A 19,318-nucleotide genomic window follows, 5' to 3' on the forward strand; every position below is an offset into this window, starting at 1 on the left:
GGCCGGTCAGTCGCGCTTCTGGAAGCTCACCAGATCGGCAGAGATATCGGCCCGCAGCCCGGCGGAATCGTAGTCCAGCGCGACATTGCTGTCGATAACCCCGGCGAGGCCGGCGCGGATGAGCCGGGAGCCAGAGCCGCTGCGGTCGGGCGCGGTAACCTGTGGCCCGCCGCGCTCGCGCCAGGTGAGCCAGAAGCTGGCTGGCGTGACGGAGGTGTCGCTGCCCCAGCGCAGCAGCACATCGCCCTGCTCGTTGGACAGCGCGCCATATTTGGCGGCATTGGTCGACAGCTCATGCAGCAGCAGGGAGAGCGACAGCGCCGGCTGCGGCCCGACGATCATGTCGGGGCCTTCGGTGTCGAAGCGGTGGGCCAGATGATCGTCATGCACGCTGACCGTGCGGCGCACGATCTCGCCGACGGTGGTGCAGCCGCTTTCGCCGGAAATCAGCGCGTCATGGGCGCTGGCGAGGGCGCGGATGCGGTTGCTCAGCGACTCGCCGGCGGTCGCCAGATCGGGGGCGGAGCGCAGGGTCTGCGAAACGATCGCCTGGATCATCGCTAGCTGGTTCTTCATGCGATGGCCAAGCTCGCGATTGAGCAATTGCTGGCTGGCCTGACTGTCGAGCCGGGCGATGGCGGCGTAGGTCGCATCGGCGACGCCATGGGCGAAATCGACCTCTGCCCTGTCCCAGTCGCGCGGCTGCGCGCCGCTGGCGAACATCATGGCGACGAGGCCGCCTTCGCCGAGCAGCGGGATGGCGAGGATGGTGGCGACGCCAGCGCGGGCAAAGTAATCGCGATCCGTGCCGAGCCATTCGGTCGTAGCGATGTCGTGAACCGCCAGCGGTAGGCCGGACTGCAGCCGGGCAACTGTGTTGGAAAGGCCGGCGAGCGCGTATTCGCCCGGCGTGCGGTCAAGACCCGGCGCGGCCCAGTCCTGCTCCAGATTCAGCTGGGTGCCATGGCCGGAAAACCTGCCATAGCCGGCATTTCCGATGTCGAGCGTTTCGCCCAGAGTTTGCGAGGCGACGGCCATGGCCTGCTGCGGGGAGGTGCAATTGCGCAGCGCGTCTCCCAGATCGAGCAGCGCCGCCTGATGTGTGACGAGACGGCGCCGGTCGGTGACGTCCGTCACCGTGCCGAACATCCTGACAACATTGCCGGCGTCATCGTGGATGAACTCGGCGCGGCGGGCCAGCCAGCGCAGCTGGCCATCGCTGGGGCGCCGGATGCGGTATTCGACGTCGACCGGTGCGGTCCCGCTGGCCCGGGTCGCATCGCTTGAGCGGACCGATGCGTCTTCGGGGACGATGACCTGTTCAAGGACCGATGTGGGGTAGGTGCGCGCCACCGGCACGCCGAAAATCCGGCAACACTCGGGCGACAGCGTCATCCGGGAGTCGGCGACGCTGACGTCGAAAGTGCCGATGCGCCCGGCCTCTTCGGCGATCTGATAGCGCAGGGCGCGGTTTTCGCCATCGGCGAGGCGCTTGCGGGCCTTGAGCAGGACCATCACCTGGCGGGCGAGCGTGCGCAGCACGTCCGCCTGCTGAGCGGTGAGCCCCTGGGGACGGATCTCGGTATCGATGACACACAGGGTCCCGATGATCTGACCGTCGTCGGTGACCAGAGGCGCGCCGGCATAAAAGCGGATGGCGGGATCCTCGGCGACCAGCGTGTTGGTGCTGGTGCGCGGATCCGCCGTCAGGTCCGGGATGATCAGCAGTTCGGTCTGGCCGAGCGCGTGGGCGCAGACGGACTGCTCGATCGGGGTTTCACAGGCTTCAAAGCCGACGCGGGCCTTGAACCACTGGCGGTCCACCTCGACCAGGCTGATAAGCGCCACCGGCGTCGCACAGATACTGGACGCCAAATGGACGATGTCGTCGAACTCGTTTTCCTCGGGGGTATCGAGGATGTCAAAGCTTGCCAGAGCCGCCAGTCGGCTGTCGGCGCGCAAATTGCGGTCGTAGTCGTCCATGTCCGGCGTGTTCTCAGGCATTTCAGTTTCAATCTGCGTCATTGCCTGACAGGGCGCAAAAGACAAGTCGAATCGCGAATCCCGACCTGGCCGGAGCGCCGTACTCACCAGCCTGTTACCCGCGGTTGAAGCGGGCTGCGAAACTTCGATTCAACAGCGCCGTAACTGTGCCCGTCAGCTTACACAAGACGAGGACCGGACGCCGTGGACGAGGTGTACAGGGGGTATCGGATTGCCATCCGGCAGGACGACAAATGGATTGCGCGGATCACCCATGTGCGCGGGCATGTGGTGCCCGGACGCCCGCAGGCCAGTGCGCTGGAAGGCCCGGAAATGTGCCTCAAGCGGGCCCGGGTGCATGTCGACCGCTACGTGGAGTTCCTGAAGCTGCCGGATGCGGATCTCGAGGGCTAGGTCTCAAGTGCCTGTCGGATCGCCAGTGGCAATATGGCCCTCGGGATCACGATGCCAAGCGGTTGGTCAAGGCCGGGCGTAGCGGCGTTTTCAGCATGTTTCCGACCGCGTCGGCACTGATGGGCGGGGAGAACAGGAAGCCCTGCACCTCGTCGCAGCCGTGCCGGCGCACCACGTCGAGCTGCGCCTCGGTTTCGATGCCTTCGGCGGTTGTGGTCATGCCCAGCGACTGGCCGAGGCCGATCACCGCCTTGATGATGGCGAGGCTGTCGGATTTGGTCGTCAGATCGCGCATGAAAGAGCGGTCGATCTTGATCTTGTCGAAGGGAAAGCTGCGCAGGTAGCTGAGCGACGAGTAGCCGGTGCCGAAATCGTCCATCGAGATGCGGATGCCCAGTGCCCGCAGGCGGTGCAGCGTCTTGAGCGTTTGCGCCGAGTCGGCGAGCAGCAGGGACTCAGTGATTTCGAGTTCGAGCCGGAGCGGGTCCAGACCCGCGTCGTGCAGGGCCGACTGAACGAGTTCGAAAAGGTGATTGTTCTTGAACTGCACGGCGGACAGATTGACCGCGACCCGGACATCGGCCGGCCAGGTGGCGGCGGTGCGGCAGGCCTCGCGCAGGACCCATTCGCCGATGGGGACGATCAGGCCGGTGTCCTCGGCGACCGGGATGAACTCGGCAGGTGGGACGGTGCCGTCCTTCGTCTGCCAGCGCAGGAGCGCTTCGAAACAGGTTATGCGGTTGTGCTCGAGCCCCAGAAGCGGCTGGTAGGCCAGCTCGAACTCGCTCCGGGCCAGGGCGCCGCGCAGGCCGGCTTCGAGTGTGCGGCGCTTCTGGATGGCTTCATCCATGCCGACTTCGAAGAACTTGAAGACCGATCGGCCCTCCTTCTTGGCCCGGTAAAGCGCCAGATCGGCGTTCTTCATCAGCGCCTCGGTGGTGGTGCCATCCTGCGGCGCCATGGCAATGCCGACGCTGGCACCGACAACGATCTGGTTGCCCTCTATGGCAAAGGGTTCGCTCATGACCTTGGTGATGCGCTCGGCGGTGCGCGCGGCTTCGGCCGGGGAGCCGACACCACGCATCATCAGCGCGAACTCATCGCCGCCGAGGCGCGCCAGCAGGTCGTTCTCATGGCTGGTGCCCCAAAGGCGGGCGGAGGTCTGTTGCAGGACCTTGTCGCCGAGGGCGTGGCCCAGCGTGTCGTTGACGGATTTGAAGTCGTCGAGATCGATGCAGAGCACGGCAAGGCCGTCGCCACGACCGATGTCCGCCTCGGTGGCGGCCATCTCTTCAAGAAACTGCATGCGGTTGGGCAACTGGGTGAGGCCGTCGTGGCGGGCAAGATGACGGATGCGTTCCTCGTGCTGGCGCTGCTCGGTGATATCCTCGTGAGTGGTCACCCAACCGCCGTCGGGCATGGGGTGGTGCTGCATCAGGATGGCGCGGCCACCGAACTCGTGGATGTATTTGCCGTATTCGCCACGGGAGATGATCTCGCGACGCATGCGCAGATAGTCATCGCGGTTCTTGCCGGCCCGCATGCCCCCGTCAAACAGGTGATTCAGCACGTCGTGGATGTTGGTGCCGGGCATGAGCAGGTGGGCCGGCAGATTGTAGATGCGCTGGTAGGGCTTGTTCCACAGCACCAGACAGCCCTTGGCGTCATACATGCCGATGCCCTGACTGATATTGTTGACGGTGGCGTCGAGCCGCATGTTCTGCAGTTCGAGTTCCCGCTTGCGCTGCTGGGTCAACTCGTCTTCGGCGATTTCGTCAGTGACATCCTCATGGGTCACGACCCAGCCCAGACCCTCGGAATAGGCCCAGGCGGTCTCCAGCGTGCGACCGCCTTCGACGCGCTCGCGGGTTTTGGCGCGGCTGCCGGTGCGATGGGCGAGCAGATCGTGCTGGTAGGCGGCGAGGAATTCACCGGGCGACTGATCGGGGTGGTTGCCGAGGTCGGACGACAATTGCACCACTGCTTCGAGCGTCATGCCCTTGAAGATCCGCGAAGCGGGGAAATGGTAGATGTCGAGATAATGCTGGTTCCACATGACCAGCCTGAATTCTGGCGACCAGACGCAAAAGCCATATGGGATGCTGTGCAGGGCTGCGTCCAGCAGCGCATCCTCAGCCGTCAGTTCAGTGTCGCTCCGCGCCACTCGCCCGTCCCTGAAAGAGTTACCGAGTATAGTCTTCGGTTGATCAGTGAAAACACGTGTTGGTTAACAACGAATTTCTTCTGAACGGGTATATAACCGCGATGTGAACTGTTCCCGACGGCCGGGGAACTTGCGGGGCGACCCGGATACGGCGCTCCGTCGTGTGGGCGCGCGCGCAAGCCCACGAGCTGCTGGAGGGCTGGCGGTGCAGCGTTCGCCATTGGCCCCGCCGCACGGAGATGATAGGCAGCGCAATCGCTCTGCGGAGACCACCCTGATGCCCGACTTCATCCCCGACCTGCCGGTGATCCTGGCCTTTGCACTGGCGGCATTCGTGATCGCCATCACGCCTGGCCCGGACATGGCCCTGCAGCTGAGCCGCGCCATCAACTACGGACGGGCGCATGGGTTGGCCTCGATGGCCGGGGCGATGAGCGGCATCGTGGTGCACACGGTGCTGGTGGCCTTCGGCATCTCGGTGCTGATCGTCGCGGCGCCGCCGCTGTTTCTGGCGCTGAAGATCGCCGGCGCGGTCTATCTGTTGTGGCTCGCCTTCCAGGCGGTGACGCAGGGCGGCGGGCTGAAGCTGACAGAAGCTGCCAAGCGCGCGCCGACGGTGTGGCAGAGCTATCTGACGGGGGTGGGGATCAATCTGCTGAACCCCAAGGTGGTGCTGTTCTTCATGACCTTCCTGCCGCAGTTCGTGTCGGCGGGCGATCCGGCAGCGAGCAGCAAGCTGTTCTTTCTCGGGGCCGAGTTCATTGTCGTGTCGATCCCGTCCGGCGTGCTCACCGTGCTGGCGGCCGGCTGGCTGGTCGATGCGTTCCGGCGCACGCGCTGGGTGGAGCGGACGCTGAACTACAGTTTTGCCGCCATTTTCACCGCCTTTGCTGCGACCATCCTCACGGCACAGGCAAGGCATTGAGATGAACTATTCCCACGCCTTCCATGCCGGCAATTTCGCCGATGTGCTCAAGCATGTCGTGCTGACGCGGCTGGTCGAATATCTGAAAAAGAAGGACACCGCGTTCCGGGTGATCGACACCCATGCCGGGATCGGGCGCTACGACCTCGGCGGGGCGATCGCCAAGCGTTCGCCGGAATGGAAGGACGGGATCGGGCGTCTGCTCGATGCGCAGCTGCCGAACAAGGCGGCGCCGCTCGTCGCGCCCTATCTCGAGGTGATCCGGTCGCTGAACCCCGATGGCGGGGTGAAGACCTATCCGGGCTCACCGCTGCTGGTCCGGCAGTTGCTGCGGCCGCAGGACCGGCTGTCGGCGCTCGAACTCCACCCCGAATATGCGAAAAAGCTGAGCGGGCTGTTCGAGGGCGACGTGCAGGTGCGGGTCAACCATCTCGATGGCTGGCTGGCGCTCAATGCGCATGTGCCGCCCAAGGAAAAGCGCGGGCTGGTGCTGGTCGATCCGCCGTTCGAGGAACGCGGCGAGTTCGACCGGCTGCTCGACGGGCTGGCCAAGGCGCATGGCAAGTTCGCCACGGGCGTTTATGCGCTGTGGTATCCGCTCAAGGATACGCGGGCGGTACATGACTTCATCTCGGCGCTGCGCGACATGGGCATTCCCAAGATGCTACGCGCCGAAGTGAGCGTGCGTCCGGCCTCGAACCCGCCGAAGCTGCACGGCTCGGGGATGATCATCGTCAATCCGCCCTATGTGCTGGAAAGCGAGTTGCGCATCCTGCTGCCGGCGCTGGCGCTGCTCCTGGGTGACCCCGGTGCGGGCCGGCACAAGCTGGAGTGGTTGGCGGGGGAATGACCCCCGCAGCGCGTCACAGCCTGAACAGATAGTACTGGATCGTCTCGTCCTCGACGGGGTCGAGCTTGCGGTAGAGCGCGTTGGCGGGGTCGTTGTCGGTTTCGGTGCCGATCCAGGCTTCATTGACACCCAGTTCCCGCGCCCAATCGAACATGGCCTGCATCATCGCCTCGCCGATACCGCGACGCAGGTAGGCGTCGGCGGTGCCCAGTTCGTCGACATAGAGTTCGGTGGGCTTGTCGGGATGGTAGTGCAGCACGCCGACGCACTGGCCGACGACGGTGTCGTCATCGAGGGCCAGCAGCATGAGGTGTCCGGGTTCACGCAGATAGACGATGAGCCGCTCGCGATCGATCTTCTCGTCGAAGACGCCGGGCGAAATCTTGCGCAGCAGGGCGGCGTCGCCGGGGCCGATGCGGCGATAGGTGATGGTCATCGTCCGTCCCCCCGCATGGCGGCATAAAGCGGCGCGAGCCGGTCGCCGTAGCGCGCGGCCATGCCGATCGAGTCGCGGTTGATCGGTGAGCGGACCTGGGCGGCGCTGGCGGTGTGGACCGGGCGGTCGGTGCGATGGAAATCGAGGCAGGCCGGGTCGAACGCGAGGCCGCAATAGTCCAGCAGCCGCCGGGTCTCGCCCTCCTGATCGGCGACCAGCGCCTCGTTGGAGATGTCGTAAAATCCGTCGGGCAGCAGGTCGCGCCAGTGCTGCATGACGCGCGCATATTGCCGGTAATAGTGGCCGAGCTCGGTGAGGTCGTAGGCGTAGTTCAGCGCCGAAGCGAAGTAGCTGCGCCACACGGACAGCGCGGTATCGGCCGGGTCGCGGGTGCAGTGGATGATCCGCGCATTGGGCAGGATCAGCCGGATGAGGCCGATCAGCATGAAATTGCCGGGCAGCTTGTCGGTGACGAAGCGGCCGCCGCGCGGGGCATAGGCGCGGAGGCGCCGGACATAGTCGGTGCCCATGGCGGTCAGCGTCGGCCCGTCGAGTGTTGCGAGCAGGGAGCCGAAGCGGACGGGGCGCTCGGTGGTCGCCTCGGTCAGCACATTGCGCAGGGTCAGCAGTTCGCCGGCGCCGACGACAGCGGGGTGGCTGGCAAGGATCTGTTCGACCAGCGTGGTGCCGGAGCGCGGCATGCCGAGGACGAAGATCGGGGTGGGGTCGGGATCGCCGAAGCCGGAAAGACGCACCATGGTCTCGGGAGTGAAGGCGGCGATGACGTCGTCGAAGCTGCGTTCGGTTTCCGTCATGTCATAGGTCAGGCCGGCGCGGCGCAGGCGGTTGGCGGCATCGAGAAAGCGGAAGGCGGCGTCGTAGTCACCGGCGCGCTCGCTGTCGCGGCCGAGGGCGAACCCCAGATGCATGCGCTGTTCGTCGGAGAGTGCCGGATCGGCAAAGCGGGATTCGCGCTCGGCGCGGCTGCCGGTCTCGGCGTCGAGCATGCCGAGCATGCGCTGGTAGCCGGCATTGCCGGGGTCGCGTTCGAGCGCCGCCCTGAAGCTCGCGGCGGCGCCGGCGCGGTCGCCATAGGCGAGCAGGGTATTGGCGAGATCGGCGTGACGCCGGGCCGTGTTGGGGTCGAGGGCGATGGACTGGCGGTGCGCGGCGAGAGCGCCTTCGCGGTCGCCCAGCCGGTCGAGGACGAGACCGAGCGTGCCATGGGCCGCGGCAAGGCGCGGGTTGGCGCGAATGGCCGCTTCCGCGGCGCGGCGGGCTTCGGTCACCCGGCCAGTGGATTCGAGGACCAGCGCCAGGCTGTTCTGGGCCTCGGCGAGGTCGGGGCGCAGTTCGAGAGCGCGGCGGTAGAGCGGCTCGGCGCCGGCGATGTCGCCACGTTCGCGCTTGAGATTGCCGAGATTGACCATGGCCTCCGGCGCATTTGGCTTGAGCTCGAGGGCCTTGGCGAAATGGGTTTCTGCCTCTTCTGGGCGGTTCTCGCCCATCAGCGCCAGGCCGAGATTGGAGTGCGCGCCCGCGTCGCCGGGCTGATGGCGCAGGGCCGCACTGAGAAGGCGGATGGCGCGGGGGCGGTCGCCGCGCTGCAGGGCGACGGCTCCGGCGAGGCCGAGGGCCGTCGGATCATCGGGGTAGAGCTTGAGGAGCTGATCGAGCGCCGCGGCGCCCCGCGCGATGTCGCCGCGCTGCAGCAGAGCCAGCGCTGCGCCGAGCTGCTGGCGTGGGGCCCGCCGGGGTGCGGCGGGCGGCATCAGCCGACCTCTTCGATCAGCGGCAGGACCTCGGGCAGGGCGGTGAAGCGCCGGAAGCGCGAGGTGTCTTTCGGATCGTCGTCGAGATCCATGGCCCAGACGTGCTCGGAGGGGACGTGGACGCCCCAGGCGCCGGCCTCGATGGCGGGGACGACGTCGGCGCGCATGGAATTGCCGATCATCATGGCGCGCGGGGCACCTTCGCCGTGGCGCGAGAAGATGCGGCGGTAGACCGGCGCGGTCTTGTCGGAGACGATCTCGATGGCGTCGAAATATTCGGCAAGGCCGGAAGCGGCGAGCTTGCGCTCCTGGTCGAACAGGTCACCACGGGTGATGAGGATGAGCGTATAACGGCCAACGAGGCTTTTCAGCGTGTCCTCGACGCCGGGGAAAGCCTCGACCGGATGTTGCAGCATCTCGCGGCCGATGGCGAGGATATCGGCGATGGTCGATGCGGGCACCTTGTTGTCGGTGACCTCGATGGCGGTCTCGATCATCGACAGGATGAAGCCCTTCACGCCATAGCCATAGTGCAGCACGTTGCGGCGCTCGGCGGCGTGCAGGTGCTCGGTGAGGTGCGGACCTACGACATGGGGCTTCAGCAGCTCGACGAAACTCGCCGTGGTGAGCTCGAAATAGCGCTCGTGATGCCACAGCGTATCGTCGGCATCGAAGCCGATGGCTTTGAGTTCAGGCATTGGTGAGCGCGTCGCGATCCTTCTTGCTCAGGCGCTCGGAGGCGCTCTTGAGCTGGCCGCAGGCGGCAAAGATATCGCGGCCGCGCGGGGTGCGCACCGGGCTGGCGTAGCCGGCGCGATTGACGATATCGGCGAACTGCTCGATGCGCGAGGAGGTCGAGCATTCGTAGTTCGAGCCGGGCCAGGGATTAAAGGGGATCAGGTTGATCTTGGCCGGGATGCCGGCCAGCAGGCGCACCAGCTCGCGCGCGTCGGCGTCGGAGTCGTTGATGTCGCGCAGCATGACATATTCGAAGGTGATGCGGCGCGCATTGGACAGGCCCGGATAGTCGCGGCAGGCCTGGATGAGCTCTTTGAGCGGATACTTCTTGTTGATCGGCACAAGGAGGTCGCGCAGGTCGTCGCGCACGGCATGCAGCGAGATTGCAAGCATGACGCCAATTTCGGAGCCGGTGGGGCCGATCTGCGGGACGACGCCCGAGGTCGACAGGGTGATGCGGCGCTTCGACAGCGAGATGCCGGAATCGTCCGAGGCGATCAGCAGGGCCTGCTTGACGTTGTCGTAGTTGTAGAGCGGCTCGCCCATGCCCATCATCACGACATTGGTGACGGCACGGCTGTCGCCGGTGGAGCCACCGGAGCCGCGCGGGGCCGGCACGAGGCCGCCATCGTCGGGCCGGGTGCCGCCGGGGAAATCGCCCAGGCGTTCGCGGGCCATCAGGATCTGGCCGAGAATTTCGCCGGCGGTCAGATTGCGGACGAGCTTCTGGGTGCCGGTGTGGCAGAAGGTGCAGGTGAGGGTGCAGCCGACCTGGGAGGAGACGCACAGCGTGCCGCGGTCGGCCTCGGGGATATAGACGGTCTCGACCTCGACCGGCGGCATGTTGGGGTTCTGCGGGTCGCGGAAGCTGAACAGCCACTTGCGGGTGCCATCGACCGAGATCTGTTCGGAGACGATCTCGGGACGGTCGAGCAGAAAGGCGTCGCCCAGGCGCTGGCGCAGGCCCTTCTGGATATTGGTCATGCGATCGAAATCGGTGACGCCGTTGTGGTAGATCCAGTTCCACAGCTGCGAAGCGCGCATTTTCGACTCGCGCTCATCAAGGCCGAACTGGGTCAGGGCCGCGCGCAGTTCGGGGCGCATCAGGCCGACAAGCGACTGGCGCCGCGCCGGCTGGCGGGCGGGATGGGCGATATGATCTAGATCGAGTGCGATGCTCATCGGCACGGCTTTCCTGGGCAGCAGCTGACCCGGCGCATCGGGCGCAAGATTGCGGCATCTAACATAGTCGCGCGCGCCACGCAAAACAGCCCCCGGCATGGCGGGGTTGCAGTGCGTGGGCCGCTGGCCAGCCGTGCTGTCGCCGGTGGGTGGCTAGCAGTCGCCTTCGATGGCGCGCGAGGCGGCGGTGGCGCCCGACAGCGAGAAGGTCTCGGAAATCTTGATGCCCTTTTCGCTGGTGCCTTCGATGGTGACCGAGGAACCGGCGCGCAGGGCGCCCGCGAGATTGTCGTTCTGGGCCGGATCGAGCAGCCAGGCCGCATCGCGCTGGGTGAAGAGCTCGTAGCTGCGGCCACCGACATTGGCGGTCGCCGGGGTGTCGGCGGCGAAATTGAAGCCCGCCACGACGTTGAACTCGTTGCGCACGCTCTCGGATGGCCGATGCGTCAGATAGAGATAGGCCTCGGTATAGCCGTCGGGGATGGGATCGACCGAACGGGCCTTGGCGAGGGCGAAGCAGACCTTGCCGGTCGCTTCGGTGGCGGCATAGGCCGACCAGTCGCGATATTCGCCCAGAAGCCGGACCGACTGGCCCAAGGCGGGGCCGGCCATCGAAACCAGAAGAACAGACAGGGCGGCGCAGGAGCGCAAGATCATGGAAACGAGCCTTTCGGTTCCGGTTGGTGGGTGGGGCGGAGGACCCGCCTCAGCCACCTAACGCAGCCGCCCCTCGATCAGGTGCACGCTTTCTGAATTTCATTCATCGCCGCGGTGACGCCAGACAGCGAATAGGTGTCGCTCATGACGTTGCCCTTGGACGAGGTGCCCTTGACGACAAGCTTGGAGCCGGCCTTGAGGGCCTCGACGAAACCGGGTTCATCCGCCTCGACGGCGAGCCAGGCGGCTTCGCCCTCGGTGACCATGCGATAGGTCTTGCCGTCGATGGTGGCCGAGGCATTGGAATTGGTCGGGTCGAACGGGTAGCCGACCATGGTCTGCACCTCGTTGCGGGTGCCGAGCCCCTTGCGGTTGATCACCAGGAAATGAATGGGGCTGCGCCGCACCTGACGACCGTCGATCTGCTGCGGACCCCAGCTTTCCGGCTGGGCCGAGATATAGCACATGGCACCGTTCGCATCCGTGCCGGACCAGGCGGTCCACACGTTGAAGGTTCCCAGCTGTTTGATTTCCTGTGCGGCTGCGGGGGCAGCCAGCATGATGGCCGCCATGAAGCAGCCAACCAAGCCTAAGCGCTTTGATGTCATCGCCCGAACACCTTTGTCCGATGTTGCAGTTCTGGCCAGCTGCACCACGGCACCGTGCCGTTTGGAGATCACCGTGGTCGTCAACCGCCGCTGCATTTGAATTAAGTCGACCTATCGTTGGTAATCGTGACGGCATTTTGGCGTGATGCAGCGCTCTGTTCCCTGTTTGCGCCGTCGTAGTGAAGGAAGCGTTAACTTGGCTCACGCAGCCAGGGGATAGGTTTCCTCGACACGATAGGGACCGCCGCCGACGGAATCGCGGCTCGAATAGAGCACGAAGCGCTCCACGGGGAACTCGTACGGACCGAAATGACCGGCAAAGGCAATGGACTGGGCGACGTCGATCGGGGAGACATTGCGCAGGCGCGCCAAAGCCACGTGAGGCAGGAATTTCCGGCCTTCCGGGCGCAAACCCAGCCGTTGCAGCACCCGCTCCTGCGCCGCCTGAAGACGCGACAGGGCGGCATTGGGATTGGCCCCGGCATAGAGCGCGCGCGGCTTGTCGCCGCCGAAGGTGCCGAGATGATCGAGGCGGATGGTAAACGCTTCGGAGTTCACCAGATGGTCAAGCATGTCGGCGACTTCGTTCGCCGTGTTGTGATCGACATCCCCGATAAAGCGCAAGGTAATGTGATAATTCTCGGGATCGATCCAGCGGGCGCCATGCAGGCCGCCGCGCTTGAGGGCCAGAACATCGGCCACGTGGCGGGGCACTTCGAGACCGGTAAAGAGCCTGGGCAAGACCTGACCCTCCTCTCGCCGCAGCGGAAAAGACGTGATTCGCTGGTGGTTTCAGTCAAGCGTAGCCCGTGATTTTGCGGATGGGCAATGGGGTCGCCGGGGCTTCCCGCGTCAAAACAAAACGGCCTTACGGTTGCGACATTACGCTTCAGTCATGCCGTGGGCCGAAACCTTGTAATTGCAGGGGTGTGCCGCCATATTGATCATCGACGCTTGGTGCAGGATTGCGGTGGCGCAACTGCATTGCCAGTGAGGAGAAAATCTACAATGGCTGAATTCGACCGTCCGACTATCGCCGCACAGCGGGCTGGGACCGCCGCGGCCATCGACGAGGGCCTGCGCAGCTACATGCTGAAGGTCTACAACTACATGGGCATGGGGCTGGTCGTGACCGGTCTCATCGCTTATTTCGCCAATGCGGCGGCCATAACGACCGACCCGAATGCTGCGGCTGCACAGCTGCAGAACGGTGAGTATCTGACCCAGTGGGGCGCGCTGCTTTATGGTAGCCCGCTGATGTGGGTCGTGGCGCTTGCGCCGCTCGGTTTCGTGCTGGTGCTGAGCTTCGGCATCAACAAGCTGAGCGTTCCTGCCGCGCAGGCGACGTTCTGGGGTTTTGCGGCCATCATGGGCCTCTCCCTCAGCTCGATCTTCATGGTCTATACCGATGCCTCGATCGCCAAGGTGTTCTTCATCACCGCGGCCACGTTCGGTTCGATGAGCCTTTACGGCTATACGACCAAGCGCGACCTGACGAGCATCGGCAACTTCCTGATCATGGGCCTGATCGGCCTGATCATCGCTTCGGTGGTCAACATCTTCCTGCAGTCGGGCATGATGGACTTCATCATCTCGGTGGTGGGTGTGCTGGTTTTCGTGGGCCTGACCGCCTATGACACCCAGAAGATCAAGGAAAGCTATCACGAGAGCCTTGGCGCCGAGGCGCTGGCCAAGGGCGCCATCATGGGCGCGCTGAGCCTCTACCTCGACTTCGTCAACCTGTTCCTGATGCTGCTCCGCCTGTTCGGCAATCGCGAGTAAGCATCGGTCTCAGGACCAAATCTTTCGGGGCCGCGGTGAAAACCGCGGCCCTTTTGTTTGTCCGGCGTTCCGTGATGCCGGCGTGATGGCCGGCGCGGGCGCGGGCTGACACGGCAGCCGGAACCTGATCTTTTGGCCCTATCGTGAGCTGGTCCGGGGGAGGATTTCGATGGGACACGACGCCGCCGAGAACACCAAACAGTATGGCCAGGTCGACAAGCTGCAGGCGCGGGCGCGGCTGCATCAGCTCTATTCGCGGCAGGAGACGCCGTGGTTCCCATTTGTCTTCTCTCAGGGCGGGGTGAACGCCGGCGACAGCGTGCTCGACATCGGCTGTGGGCCGGGATGGTTCTGGGCCGCTTCGAACGACAGTGCGCCGGATGGGTTGTCGGTCACGCTGTGCGATCTCTCCGAGGGCATGGAGCGCGAGGCCACCGAGCGGGTCGAGGGGTTGGCGCGGGACTGGCGCGTTGCCGCGAGTGTCGCCGACGTCACCGCGCTGCCGTTCCAAGACGAGAGTTTCGACGCGATCTTCTGTCTGCACATGCTCTATCACGTCACCGACCAGACCCGCGCCGTCGACGAATTGCACCGGGTGCTGCGGCCCGGCGGGCGGCTTGTCGTCACCACCAATGGCCGCGAGGACATGCTGGCACTGTATGGCCTCGCCGGGCGGGCCTTCGATATCGACCCGACCAATCCTGCCGCGGCGCTGTTCGGCTTCGAAGATGCCGAGCGCCTGCTGAAGGACCGGTTCGGCAATGTCGCCCGCCACGACCACCAGAGCGGTCTGTCCATCACCGATAAGAGCCATGTCTTTGACGCGCTGACCTCCTACCCGCCGGGCGACACCGCGCCGCCCGAGCAGCTCGAGGCGCTGCGCACCGCGATCTCGGAGGCCTTTGCTGCGGGCGGGGGCAGGCTCGAGGCGGACAATCAACGCGCCGCTTTCGTCAGCGTGAAGAAGCGCCCCGACTAGCCGAGCCGCTTTTCCATGGGGATGCCGGCAGACTGCGCCGCCGAGGCGTCGGCAACGGCGTCACGCCAGCCAGCCGCGCGATAGAAGCGGTGGGCGGTGCGGGTGCTTTCCAGGCGCCCGATGGTCGCGCCGCGGCTTTGCATCGCCTGTTCCAGCACGGCAAGGAGTGCCTTGGAGACGCCGCGGAAGCGGGCCCAGGGCGCGACGTAGTTGAGGCCGATCTCGTCGTCGCGGTTGAGGCAGCCGACCGCGGCAAGTTCGCCGTCGCACTCGGCCACCAGCATGAGCCGTGCGTGGGCGAGCATGCGCGCAACACCCTCGGGCGCCTTGTTGGCCGTCCAGGCGGCGATGTGTTTTGGATCAGCGTGGTGGTCGTCAGCGCATAGCGCGGTGATGGAGGCGATCAGCACGGCGCTCATAGCCGGGATATCAGCCGGCGTGGCCGGCCGGACCGTGATCACTTGACGACGGCCATCTCCAAGGCGCGCAGCACATTGGCGAGTTCATGGCCGCGCTTCAGAACGCGCCCATCCTGACCGGTGACGAGATACTGGCCTTGGCGATTGCGCAGCTTCGGGTTTTTCTCGACGACGTAGATGGGACGCTCGGAGGCGCGCTTGTAGATCGAGAACAGGGCGCGCTCGCGCAGGAAATCCATGGCGTAGTCGCGCCATTCCCCGGCGGCGACCTTGCGACCATAGAGGTTGAGGATGCTGGTGAGCTCGCGGCGGTCGAAGCTGACGGCTGCCGGCGCCGGGCTGGAAGGCTTTGGGGGCGCCGCCGTCGTGGCGAAGTTGACCAGGTTCCCAGAAGATTTGCCAGAGCCCTGGCGCTTTATCTCGTCGGCCATTCAGCCTCCCGTCGTCTCTCTGTCATGATCGCGCCGATCGGTCGGCTTGTCCAGATTAGAGCTGCTGCGAACGCAGAATCCCAGATTCGGTCACAATGCGTCCCTCATCACGCCAGAATGCGGGATCATAAAACAATCATTGCCTCCAGTGGTCGGCATCAGGGTTGATTGAGCCCCCAAACCTAGATGCTCTGGTGTCGGCCGCTTCTACATGCACAGTCAGTCAGCTCCCGCCGGTTCGTCCGACGGGAGTTTTTTCATCTGCGGGTGCGGCTGGATTGAGCGGGGCTCAGTGGGTGATGCTGGCAGCGCCGAGGATGGGGCCGGGCAGGCCGTCGCTTTCCTGCTGCACCATGATGACCGCGCCATTGGTGTCGCCAGTCAGCACTTCGGAGACGGGCAGCTTGAGATGTGCGCCGTCGGCGCCATCCCACATGCCCAGAAGCTGGCGGCCGGTGACGATCTGCGTATAGGCGAGGGTGCGGCCCCGGTTTTCGCCACGGTCGATCTCGACTTCCGCGCGATCGATGAAGGTGACGAGCCAGACCACCGCGTCGGGCAGGTTCGGATCGGCGGGGATCTCGACCTCGATCATGTTGTCATGTTCGTTCAGCGTCATCTCAAGCGGCAGGGAGGCCTTGCCGAGCGCCGCATCGACGTCGTGGCTCTTCGAGCCCACGACATTGGTGCTGCCGTTGACGACCATCTGCGGGGTGTAGATGCGCGAGGACCCCCAGGCGGCGGCGTAGTCGCGCTGCAGCTCGGAATTGTCCGCGTGGCCGAAGGTGTCCTTCCAGCCGATATAGTCCCAGTAGTCGACGTGATAGGCGAGCGCGACGATGTCCTGACGCTGGCCCAACTGGTCGAGCATCGCGTCGGCCTTGGGGCAGGAGGAGCAGCCCTGAGAGGTGAACAGTTCAACCACCGCCCGGGGCTCGAGGCGCAGTTCCGCAGCCATGGACGCGGGCGCGAGCAGGAGGGGCAGGACAAGCGTGCCGATGAACAAACGAAGAGACATGGCACTTTTGTATGCAGCGCCACGGAGCGGCGCTACTCAATTCGACGCGATATTTCGTGATTATGCGCCCGGCGCGTGGCCGGGCGCTAAATCGTATCAGGCCGCGACGAGGTTGCGCAGCACGTAGTGCAGGATGCCACCGTTGCGATAGTAGTCGAGCTCGTTGACCGTATCGATGCGGCAGCGGGTGGTGACGTTCTCGACCGAGCCATCGGCGCGGACGATCTTGACCACCACATCGGAACGCGGCGTGAGGGTTTCGAGGCCCTCGATGCTGACCGTCTCGGAACCGTCGAGCCCCAGGGTCTGCCAGCTCTGGCCCTCGGCGAACTGCAGCGGCAGGACGCCCATGCCGATCAGGTTCGAGCGATGGATGCGCTCGAAGCTCTGGGCGATGACCGCGCGGACGCCGAGCAGCCGGGTGCCCTTGGCCGCCCAGTCACGCGAGGAACCGGTGCCGTATTCCTTGCCGGCGAAGACGACCAGCGGGGTGTCCGAAGTCTGGTAAGCCATGGCCGCGTCGTACATCGGCATGGTTTCGCCATCGGGGCCCTTGGAGAAGCCGCCTTCGACGCCCGGCACCATCTGGTTGCGGATGCGGATGTTGGCGAAGGTGCCGCGCATCATCACCTCGTGATTGCCGCGACGGGCGCCATAGGAATTGAAGTCCTTGGGCGCGACCTGGCGTTCCACGAGGTACTTGCCCGCCGGAGTGGAGGGCTTGAACGAGCCGGCCGGCGAGATGTGGTCGGTGGTGATCGAATCGAGGAACAGGCTGAGAATGCGCGCGTCCTTGATGTCGGTGACCGGTTCGGGCTCCATCTTCAGGCCCTCGAAATAGGGCGGGTTCTGCACATAGGTCGAGCCGGCGTTCCACTTGTAGGTCTCGCCGCCTTCGACGGCGATGCCCTGCCAGTTCTCGTCGCCCTTGAAGACGTCGGAGTAGCGGCCGAGGAACATCTGCGGGGTGATGACGGTGCGCACCACCTCGGCGATTTCCTGATTGGTCGGCCAGATGTCCTTCAGATAGACGGGATTGCCGTCCTTGTCGGTGCCCAGCGGATCGGTGGTCAGGTTGACGTTCATCGAACCGGCGAGGGCATAGGCGACGACCAGCGGCGGGGAGGCCAGGTAGTTGGCGCGCACGTCCGGATTGACGCGACCCTCGAAGTTACGGTTACCCGACAGCACTGAGGTGGCGACGAGATCGTTCTCGTTGATGCAGGCCGAAATGGCTTCCGGCAGCGGACCCGAGTTGCCGATACAGGTGGTGCAGCCGTAGCCGACCAGATTGAAGCCCAGCGCATCGAGATCGGCCGTCAGGTTGGCCGCGTTGAGATAGTCGGTGACGACCTGCGATCCGGGGGCCAGCGAGGTCTTCACCCAGGGCTTGGACTGCAGGCCCTTTTCCAGCGCCTTGCGGGCAAGCAGGCCGGCGGCGATCAGCACGTTCGGGTTGGAGGTATTGGTGCACGAGGTGATCGCGGCGATCACCACATGGCCATCCTGAAGGCCATAGTCCGAGCCGGTGACCGGGAAAGCGGCCTCTTCGGGGATGTCGTCGACGCCGGTGGCGCCTTCATCGACAAAGCGGCTCTCGCTGCGGCTGTCGGGAGTCTCGGTGCGCTCGATGCGGCCGCCCGCCAGTTCCTTCAGCGCCTCGGCGAACTTCTGCGAGGCTTCGGACAGGGCGACGCGATCTTGCGGGCGCTTGGGGCCCGAGATCGAGGGGACGACGGTGGAGAGATCGAGTTCCAGCGTATCGGTGAACACCGGATCGGCTGCGTCGGAGGTGCGGAACATGCCCTGGGCCTCGGCATAGGCCTTGACCAGCGCAACGCGCTCGGGCTCGCGGCCCGAGGTTTCGAGATAGTTCAGCGTGTCGTCGTCGATGGGGAAGAAGCCGCAGGTGGCGCCATATTCGGGGGCCATGTTGGCGATGGTCGCCTGGTCCTCGAGGGTCAGTGCGTCGAGGCCGGGGCCGTAGAATTCCACGAACTTGCCGACGACGCCCTTCTTGCGCAGCATTTCGACGACGGTCAGCACCAGATCGGTAGCGGTGATGCCTTCGGCAATCTGGCCGGTGAGCTTGAAGCCGACGACCTCGGGAATGAGCATGGTGATCGGCTGGCCGAGCATGGCGGCTTCGGCCTCGATGCCGCCGACGCCCCAGCCGAGCACGGCCAGGCCATTGACCATGGTGGTGTGGCTGTCGGTGCCGACGAGCGTATCGGGATAGGCATAGGTGTCGCCGGTCTCTTCATCGACGCGGGTCCACACGGTCTGGGCCAGATATTCGAGGTTCACCTGGTGGCAGATGCCGGTGCCGGGAGGGACAACGCGGAAGTTGTCGAAGGCTTTCTGGCCCCAGCGCAGGAACTCGTAGCGTTCGCCGTTGCGCTGATACTCGAGATCGACGTTCTGGTTGAAGCTGAGCGGCGTGCCGAAGCTGTCGACCATCACCGAGTGATCGATGACCAGATCGACCGGCACCAGCGGGTTGATCTTTTGCGGGTCGGCGCCGAGCTGGGCGGTCGCATCGCGCATGGCGGCGAGATCCACAACGGCGGGCACGCCGGTGAAATCCTGCATCAGCACACGGGCGGGGCGATAGGAAATTTCGTGGTCGGACTTGCGGGTCGTCAGCCATGTGGCGACGGCCTGAATGTCCTGCTTGGTGACCGTGACGCCATCTTCGAAGCGCAGCAGGTTCTCGAGCACCACCTTCATGGCGTGCGGCAGGGCAGAGACGCCCTCGAGCCCGTTCTTTTCGGCTTCGGGGATGGAGAAATAAGAATAGGTCTTATCCCCGACGGTCAGGGTAGATCTGGATTTGAAGCTGTCGAGGGATTTCGAGGTCACGGTATCGCCTTCCGCTTGAGTTGCAAGGCGCCGCCTCGGCCCTGACAGGAACCCAAAAGTCCCGTAAAACCGGGGGGCAGAGCGGCTTGACTGGAAAC

Annotated in this window: 19 protein-coding genes; 6 read left to right on the forward strand and 13 right to left on the reverse strand. The window is 65.0% G+C overall.

Annotated elements, in window-relative coordinates:
- Nucleotides 1–6: 6 nt before the first annotated feature.
- A complete protein-coding gene (locus ACN0TK_RS00775; protein WP_417307521.1) occupies nt 7–2,004 on the reverse strand; it encodes a GAF domain-containing protein in 1,998 nt (665 codons plus the stop codon).
- 183 nt (nt 2,005–2,187) lie between these two features.
- Between ACN0TK_RS00775 and ACN0TK_RS00780 the strand changes: the two genes are divergently transcribed.
- On the forward strand, nt 2,188–2,397 hold the full coding sequence (locus ACN0TK_RS00780; protein ID WP_417307522.1) for a hypothetical protein: 210 nt from the start codon (nt 2,188–2,190) through the stop codon (nt 2,395–2,397).
- A gap of 46 nt (nt 2,398–2,443) precedes the next feature.
- Here the strand turns inward: ACN0TK_RS00780 and ACN0TK_RS00785 are convergent, their stop codons facing one another.
- Nucleotides 2,444–4,561: a putative bifunctional diguanylate cyclase/phosphodiesterase gene (locus ACN0TK_RS00785; RefSeq protein ID WP_417307523.1), complete on the reverse strand. Its 2,118-nt coding sequence runs from the start codon at nt 4,559–4,561 to the stop codon at nt 2,444–2,446.
- A gap of 277 nt (nt 4,562–4,838) precedes the next feature.
- Here ACN0TK_RS00785 and ACN0TK_RS00790 point away from each other — a divergent pair, with 277 nt between their 5' ends.
- Nucleotides 4,839–5,486 carry a LysE family translocator gene (locus ACN0TK_RS00790; protein WP_417307524.1) on the forward strand — a complete coding sequence of 216 codons (648 nt, stop codon included), beginning with the start codon at nt 4,839–4,841 and terminating at the stop codon, nt 5,484–5,486.
- Between the two features lies 1 nt (nt 5,487).
- Complete coding sequence (locus ACN0TK_RS00795; protein WP_417307525.1) at nt 5,488–6,336, forward strand: 23S rRNA (adenine(2030)-N(6))-methyltransferase RlmJ; 849 nt, start codon at nt 5,488–5,490, stop codon at nt 6,334–6,336.
- Between the two features lie 13 nt (nt 6,337–6,349).
- Here ACN0TK_RS00795 and ACN0TK_RS00800 read toward each other — a convergent pair whose 3' ends face one another.
- From ACN0TK_RS00800 to ACN0TK_RS00825, 6 genes are all read right to left on the reverse strand, one after another.
- Nucleotides 6,350–6,772 carry a GNAT family N-acetyltransferase gene (locus tag ACN0TK_RS00800; protein ID WP_417307526.1) on the reverse strand — a complete coding sequence of 141 codons (423 nt, stop codon included), beginning with the start codon at nt 6,770–6,772 and terminating at the stop codon, nt 6,350–6,352.
- Nucleotides 6,769–8,544 (reverse strand): tetratricopeptide repeat-containing sulfotransferase family protein, encoded by a 1,776-nt coding sequence (locus ACN0TK_RS00805; RefSeq protein ID WP_417307527.1) that lies wholly within the window; start codon nt 8,542–8,544, stop codon nt 6,769–6,771. Before ACN0TK_RS00805 ends, ACN0TK_RS00800 begins: the two co-directional genes overlap by 4 nt.
- Nucleotides 8,544–9,242, reverse strand: a complete 699-nt coding sequence (locus ACN0TK_RS00810; RefSeq protein WP_417307528.1) for an HAD family hydrolase — start codon at nt 9,240–9,242, stop codon at nt 8,544–8,546. Before ACN0TK_RS00810 ends, ACN0TK_RS00805 begins: the two co-directional genes overlap by 1 nt.
- Nucleotides 9,235–10,464, reverse strand: a complete 1,230-nt coding sequence (gene rlmN, locus ACN0TK_RS00815) for a 23S rRNA (adenine(2503)-C(2))-methyltransferase RlmN (RefSeq protein ID WP_417307529.1) — start codon at nt 10,462–10,464, stop codon at nt 9,235–9,237. Before rlmN ends, ACN0TK_RS00810 begins: the two co-directional genes overlap by 8 nt.
- A gap of 153 nt (nt 10,465–10,617) precedes the next feature.
- Nucleotides 10,618–11,121 carry an invasion associated locus B family protein gene (locus ACN0TK_RS00820; protein WP_417307530.1) on the reverse strand — a complete coding sequence of 168 codons (504 nt, stop codon included), beginning with the start codon at nt 11,119–11,121 and terminating at the stop codon, nt 10,618–10,620.
- 77 nt (nt 11,122–11,198) lie between these two features.
- On the reverse strand, nt 11,199–11,681 hold the full coding sequence (locus ACN0TK_RS00825) for an invasion associated locus B family protein (protein ID WP_417307531.1): 483 nt from the start codon (nt 11,679–11,681) through the stop codon (nt 11,199–11,201).
- 10 nt (nt 11,682–11,691) lie between these two features.
- On the opposite strand from ACN0TK_RS00825, the gene ACN0TK_RS00830 reads away from it, so the two are divergent.
- Complete coding sequence (locus tag ACN0TK_RS00830; RefSeq protein WP_417307532.1) at nt 11,692–11,829, forward strand: hypothetical protein; 138 nt, start codon at nt 11,692–11,694, stop codon at nt 11,827–11,829.
- Between the two features lie 101 nt (nt 11,830–11,930).
- On the opposite strand, the gene thpR is transcribed toward ACN0TK_RS00830, so the two are convergent.
- Nucleotides 11,931–12,470: an RNA 2',3'-cyclic phosphodiesterase gene (gene thpR, locus ACN0TK_RS00835; protein ID WP_417307533.1), complete on the reverse strand. Its 540-nt coding sequence runs from the start codon at nt 12,468–12,470 to the stop codon at nt 11,931–11,933.
- 267 nt (nt 12,471–12,737) lie between these two features.
- Between thpR and ACN0TK_RS00840 the strand changes: the two genes are divergently transcribed.
- Both ACN0TK_RS00840 and ACN0TK_RS00845 read left to right on the forward strand, forming a co-directional pair.
- Nucleotides 12,738–13,511: a Bax inhibitor-1/YccA family protein gene (locus tag ACN0TK_RS00840; protein ID WP_417307534.1), complete on the forward strand. Its 774-nt coding sequence runs from the start codon at nt 12,738–12,740 to the stop codon at nt 13,509–13,511.
- Nucleotides 13,512–13,680: 169 nt separating this feature from the next.
- Complete coding sequence (locus ACN0TK_RS00845) at nt 13,681–14,490, forward strand: class I SAM-dependent methyltransferase (protein ID WP_417307535.1); 810 nt, start codon at nt 13,681–13,683, stop codon at nt 14,488–14,490.
- Here the strand turns inward: ACN0TK_RS00845 and ACN0TK_RS00850 are convergent.
- From ACN0TK_RS00850 to acnA, 4 genes are all read right to left on the reverse strand, one after another.
- Nucleotides 14,487–14,909 (reverse strand): GNAT family N-acetyltransferase, encoded by a 423-nt coding sequence (locus tag ACN0TK_RS00850; RefSeq protein ID WP_417307536.1) that lies wholly within the window; start codon nt 14,907–14,909, stop codon nt 14,487–14,489. The two genes, ACN0TK_RS00845 and ACN0TK_RS00850, sit on opposite strands and share 4 nt — an antisense overlap.
- 38 nt (nt 14,910–14,947) lie before the next feature.
- Nucleotides 14,948–15,340 (reverse strand): DUF2794 domain-containing protein, encoded by a 393-nt coding sequence (locus ACN0TK_RS00855; RefSeq protein WP_417307537.1) that lies wholly within the window; start codon nt 15,338–15,340, stop codon nt 14,948–14,950.
- Nucleotides 15,341–15,629: 289 nt separating this feature from the next.
- Complete coding sequence (locus tag ACN0TK_RS00860) at nt 15,630–16,358, reverse strand: DUF1223 domain-containing protein (protein WP_417307538.1); 729 nt, start codon at nt 16,356–16,358, stop codon at nt 15,630–15,632.
- Nucleotides 16,359–16,454: 96 nt separating this feature from the next.
- Entirely contained in the window at nt 16,455–19,220 is a 2,766-nt protein-coding gene (gene acnA, locus ACN0TK_RS00865) for an aconitate hydratase AcnA (protein ID WP_417307539.1), read from the reverse strand.
- Nucleotides 19,221–19,318: the final 98 nt, after the last annotated feature.

The sequence above is a fragment of the Devosia sp. genome (assembly GCF_048261455.1).
In the GTDB taxonomy this organism is placed as follows: domain Bacteria; phylum Pseudomonadota; class Alphaproteobacteria; order Rhizobiales; family Devosiaceae; genus Devosia_A.

What these genes read in the sequence shown, in the direction of transcription:
- ACN0TK_RS00775 (WP_417307521.1), bottom strand. Translation starts at nt 2,004, where the DNA reads ATGCCTGAGAACACGCCGGACATGGACGACTACGACCGCAATTTGCGC.
- ACN0TK_RS00790 (WP_417307524.1), top strand. Translation starts at nt 4,839, where the DNA reads ATGCCCGACTTCATCCCCGACCTGCCGGTGATCCTGGCCTTTGCACTG.
- ACN0TK_RS00795 (WP_417307525.1), top strand. Translation starts at nt 5,488, where the DNA reads ATGAACTATTCCCACGCCTTCCATGCCGGCAATTTCGCCGATGTGCTC.
- ACN0TK_RS00800 (WP_417307526.1), bottom strand. Translation starts at nt 6,772, where the DNA reads ATGACCATCACCTATCGCCGCATCGGCCCCGGCGACGCCGCCCTGCTG.
- ACN0TK_RS00805 (WP_417307527.1), bottom strand. Translation starts at nt 8,544, where the DNA reads ATGCCGCCCGCCGCACCCCGGCGGGCCCCACGCCAGCAGCTCGGCGCA.
- ACN0TK_RS00810 (WP_417307528.1), bottom strand. Translation starts at nt 9,242, where the DNA reads ATGCCTGAACTCAAAGCCATCGGCTTCGATGCCGACGATACGCTGTGG.
- rlmN (WP_417307529.1), bottom strand. Translation starts at nt 10,464, where the DNA reads ATGAGCATCGCACTCGATCTAGATCATATCGCCCATCCCGCCCGCCAG.
- ACN0TK_RS00820 (WP_417307530.1), bottom strand. Translation starts at nt 11,121, where the DNA reads ATGATCTTGCGCTCCTGCGCCGCCCTGTCTGTTCTTCTGGTTTCGATG.
- ACN0TK_RS00825 (WP_417307531.1), bottom strand. Translation starts at nt 11,681, where the DNA reads ATGCTGGCTGCCCCCGCAGCCGCACAGGAAATCAAACAGCTGGGAACC.
- ACN0TK_RS00830 (WP_417307532.1), top strand. Translation starts at nt 11,692, where the DNA reads ATGAAGCAGCCAACCAAGCCTAAGCGCTTTGATGTCATCGCCCGAACA.
- ACN0TK_RS00840 (WP_417307534.1), top strand. Translation starts at nt 12,738, where the DNA reads ATGGCTGAATTCGACCGTCCGACTATCGCCGCACAGCGGGCTGGGACC.
- ACN0TK_RS00845 (WP_417307535.1), top strand. Translation starts at nt 13,681, where the DNA reads ATGGGACACGACGCCGCCGAGAACACCAAACAGTATGGCCAGGTCGAC.
- ACN0TK_RS00850 (WP_417307536.1), bottom strand. Translation starts at nt 14,909, where the DNA reads ATGAGCGCCGTGCTGATCGCCTCCATCACCGCGCTATGCGCTGACGAC.
- ACN0TK_RS00855 (WP_417307537.1), bottom strand. Translation starts at nt 15,340, where the DNA reads ATGGCCGACGAGATAAAGCGCCAGGGCTCTGGCAAATCTTCTGGGAAC.
- ACN0TK_RS00860 (WP_417307538.1), bottom strand. Translation starts at nt 16,358, where the DNA reads ATGTCTCTTCGTTTGTTCATCGGCACGCTTGTCCTGCCCCTCCTGCTC.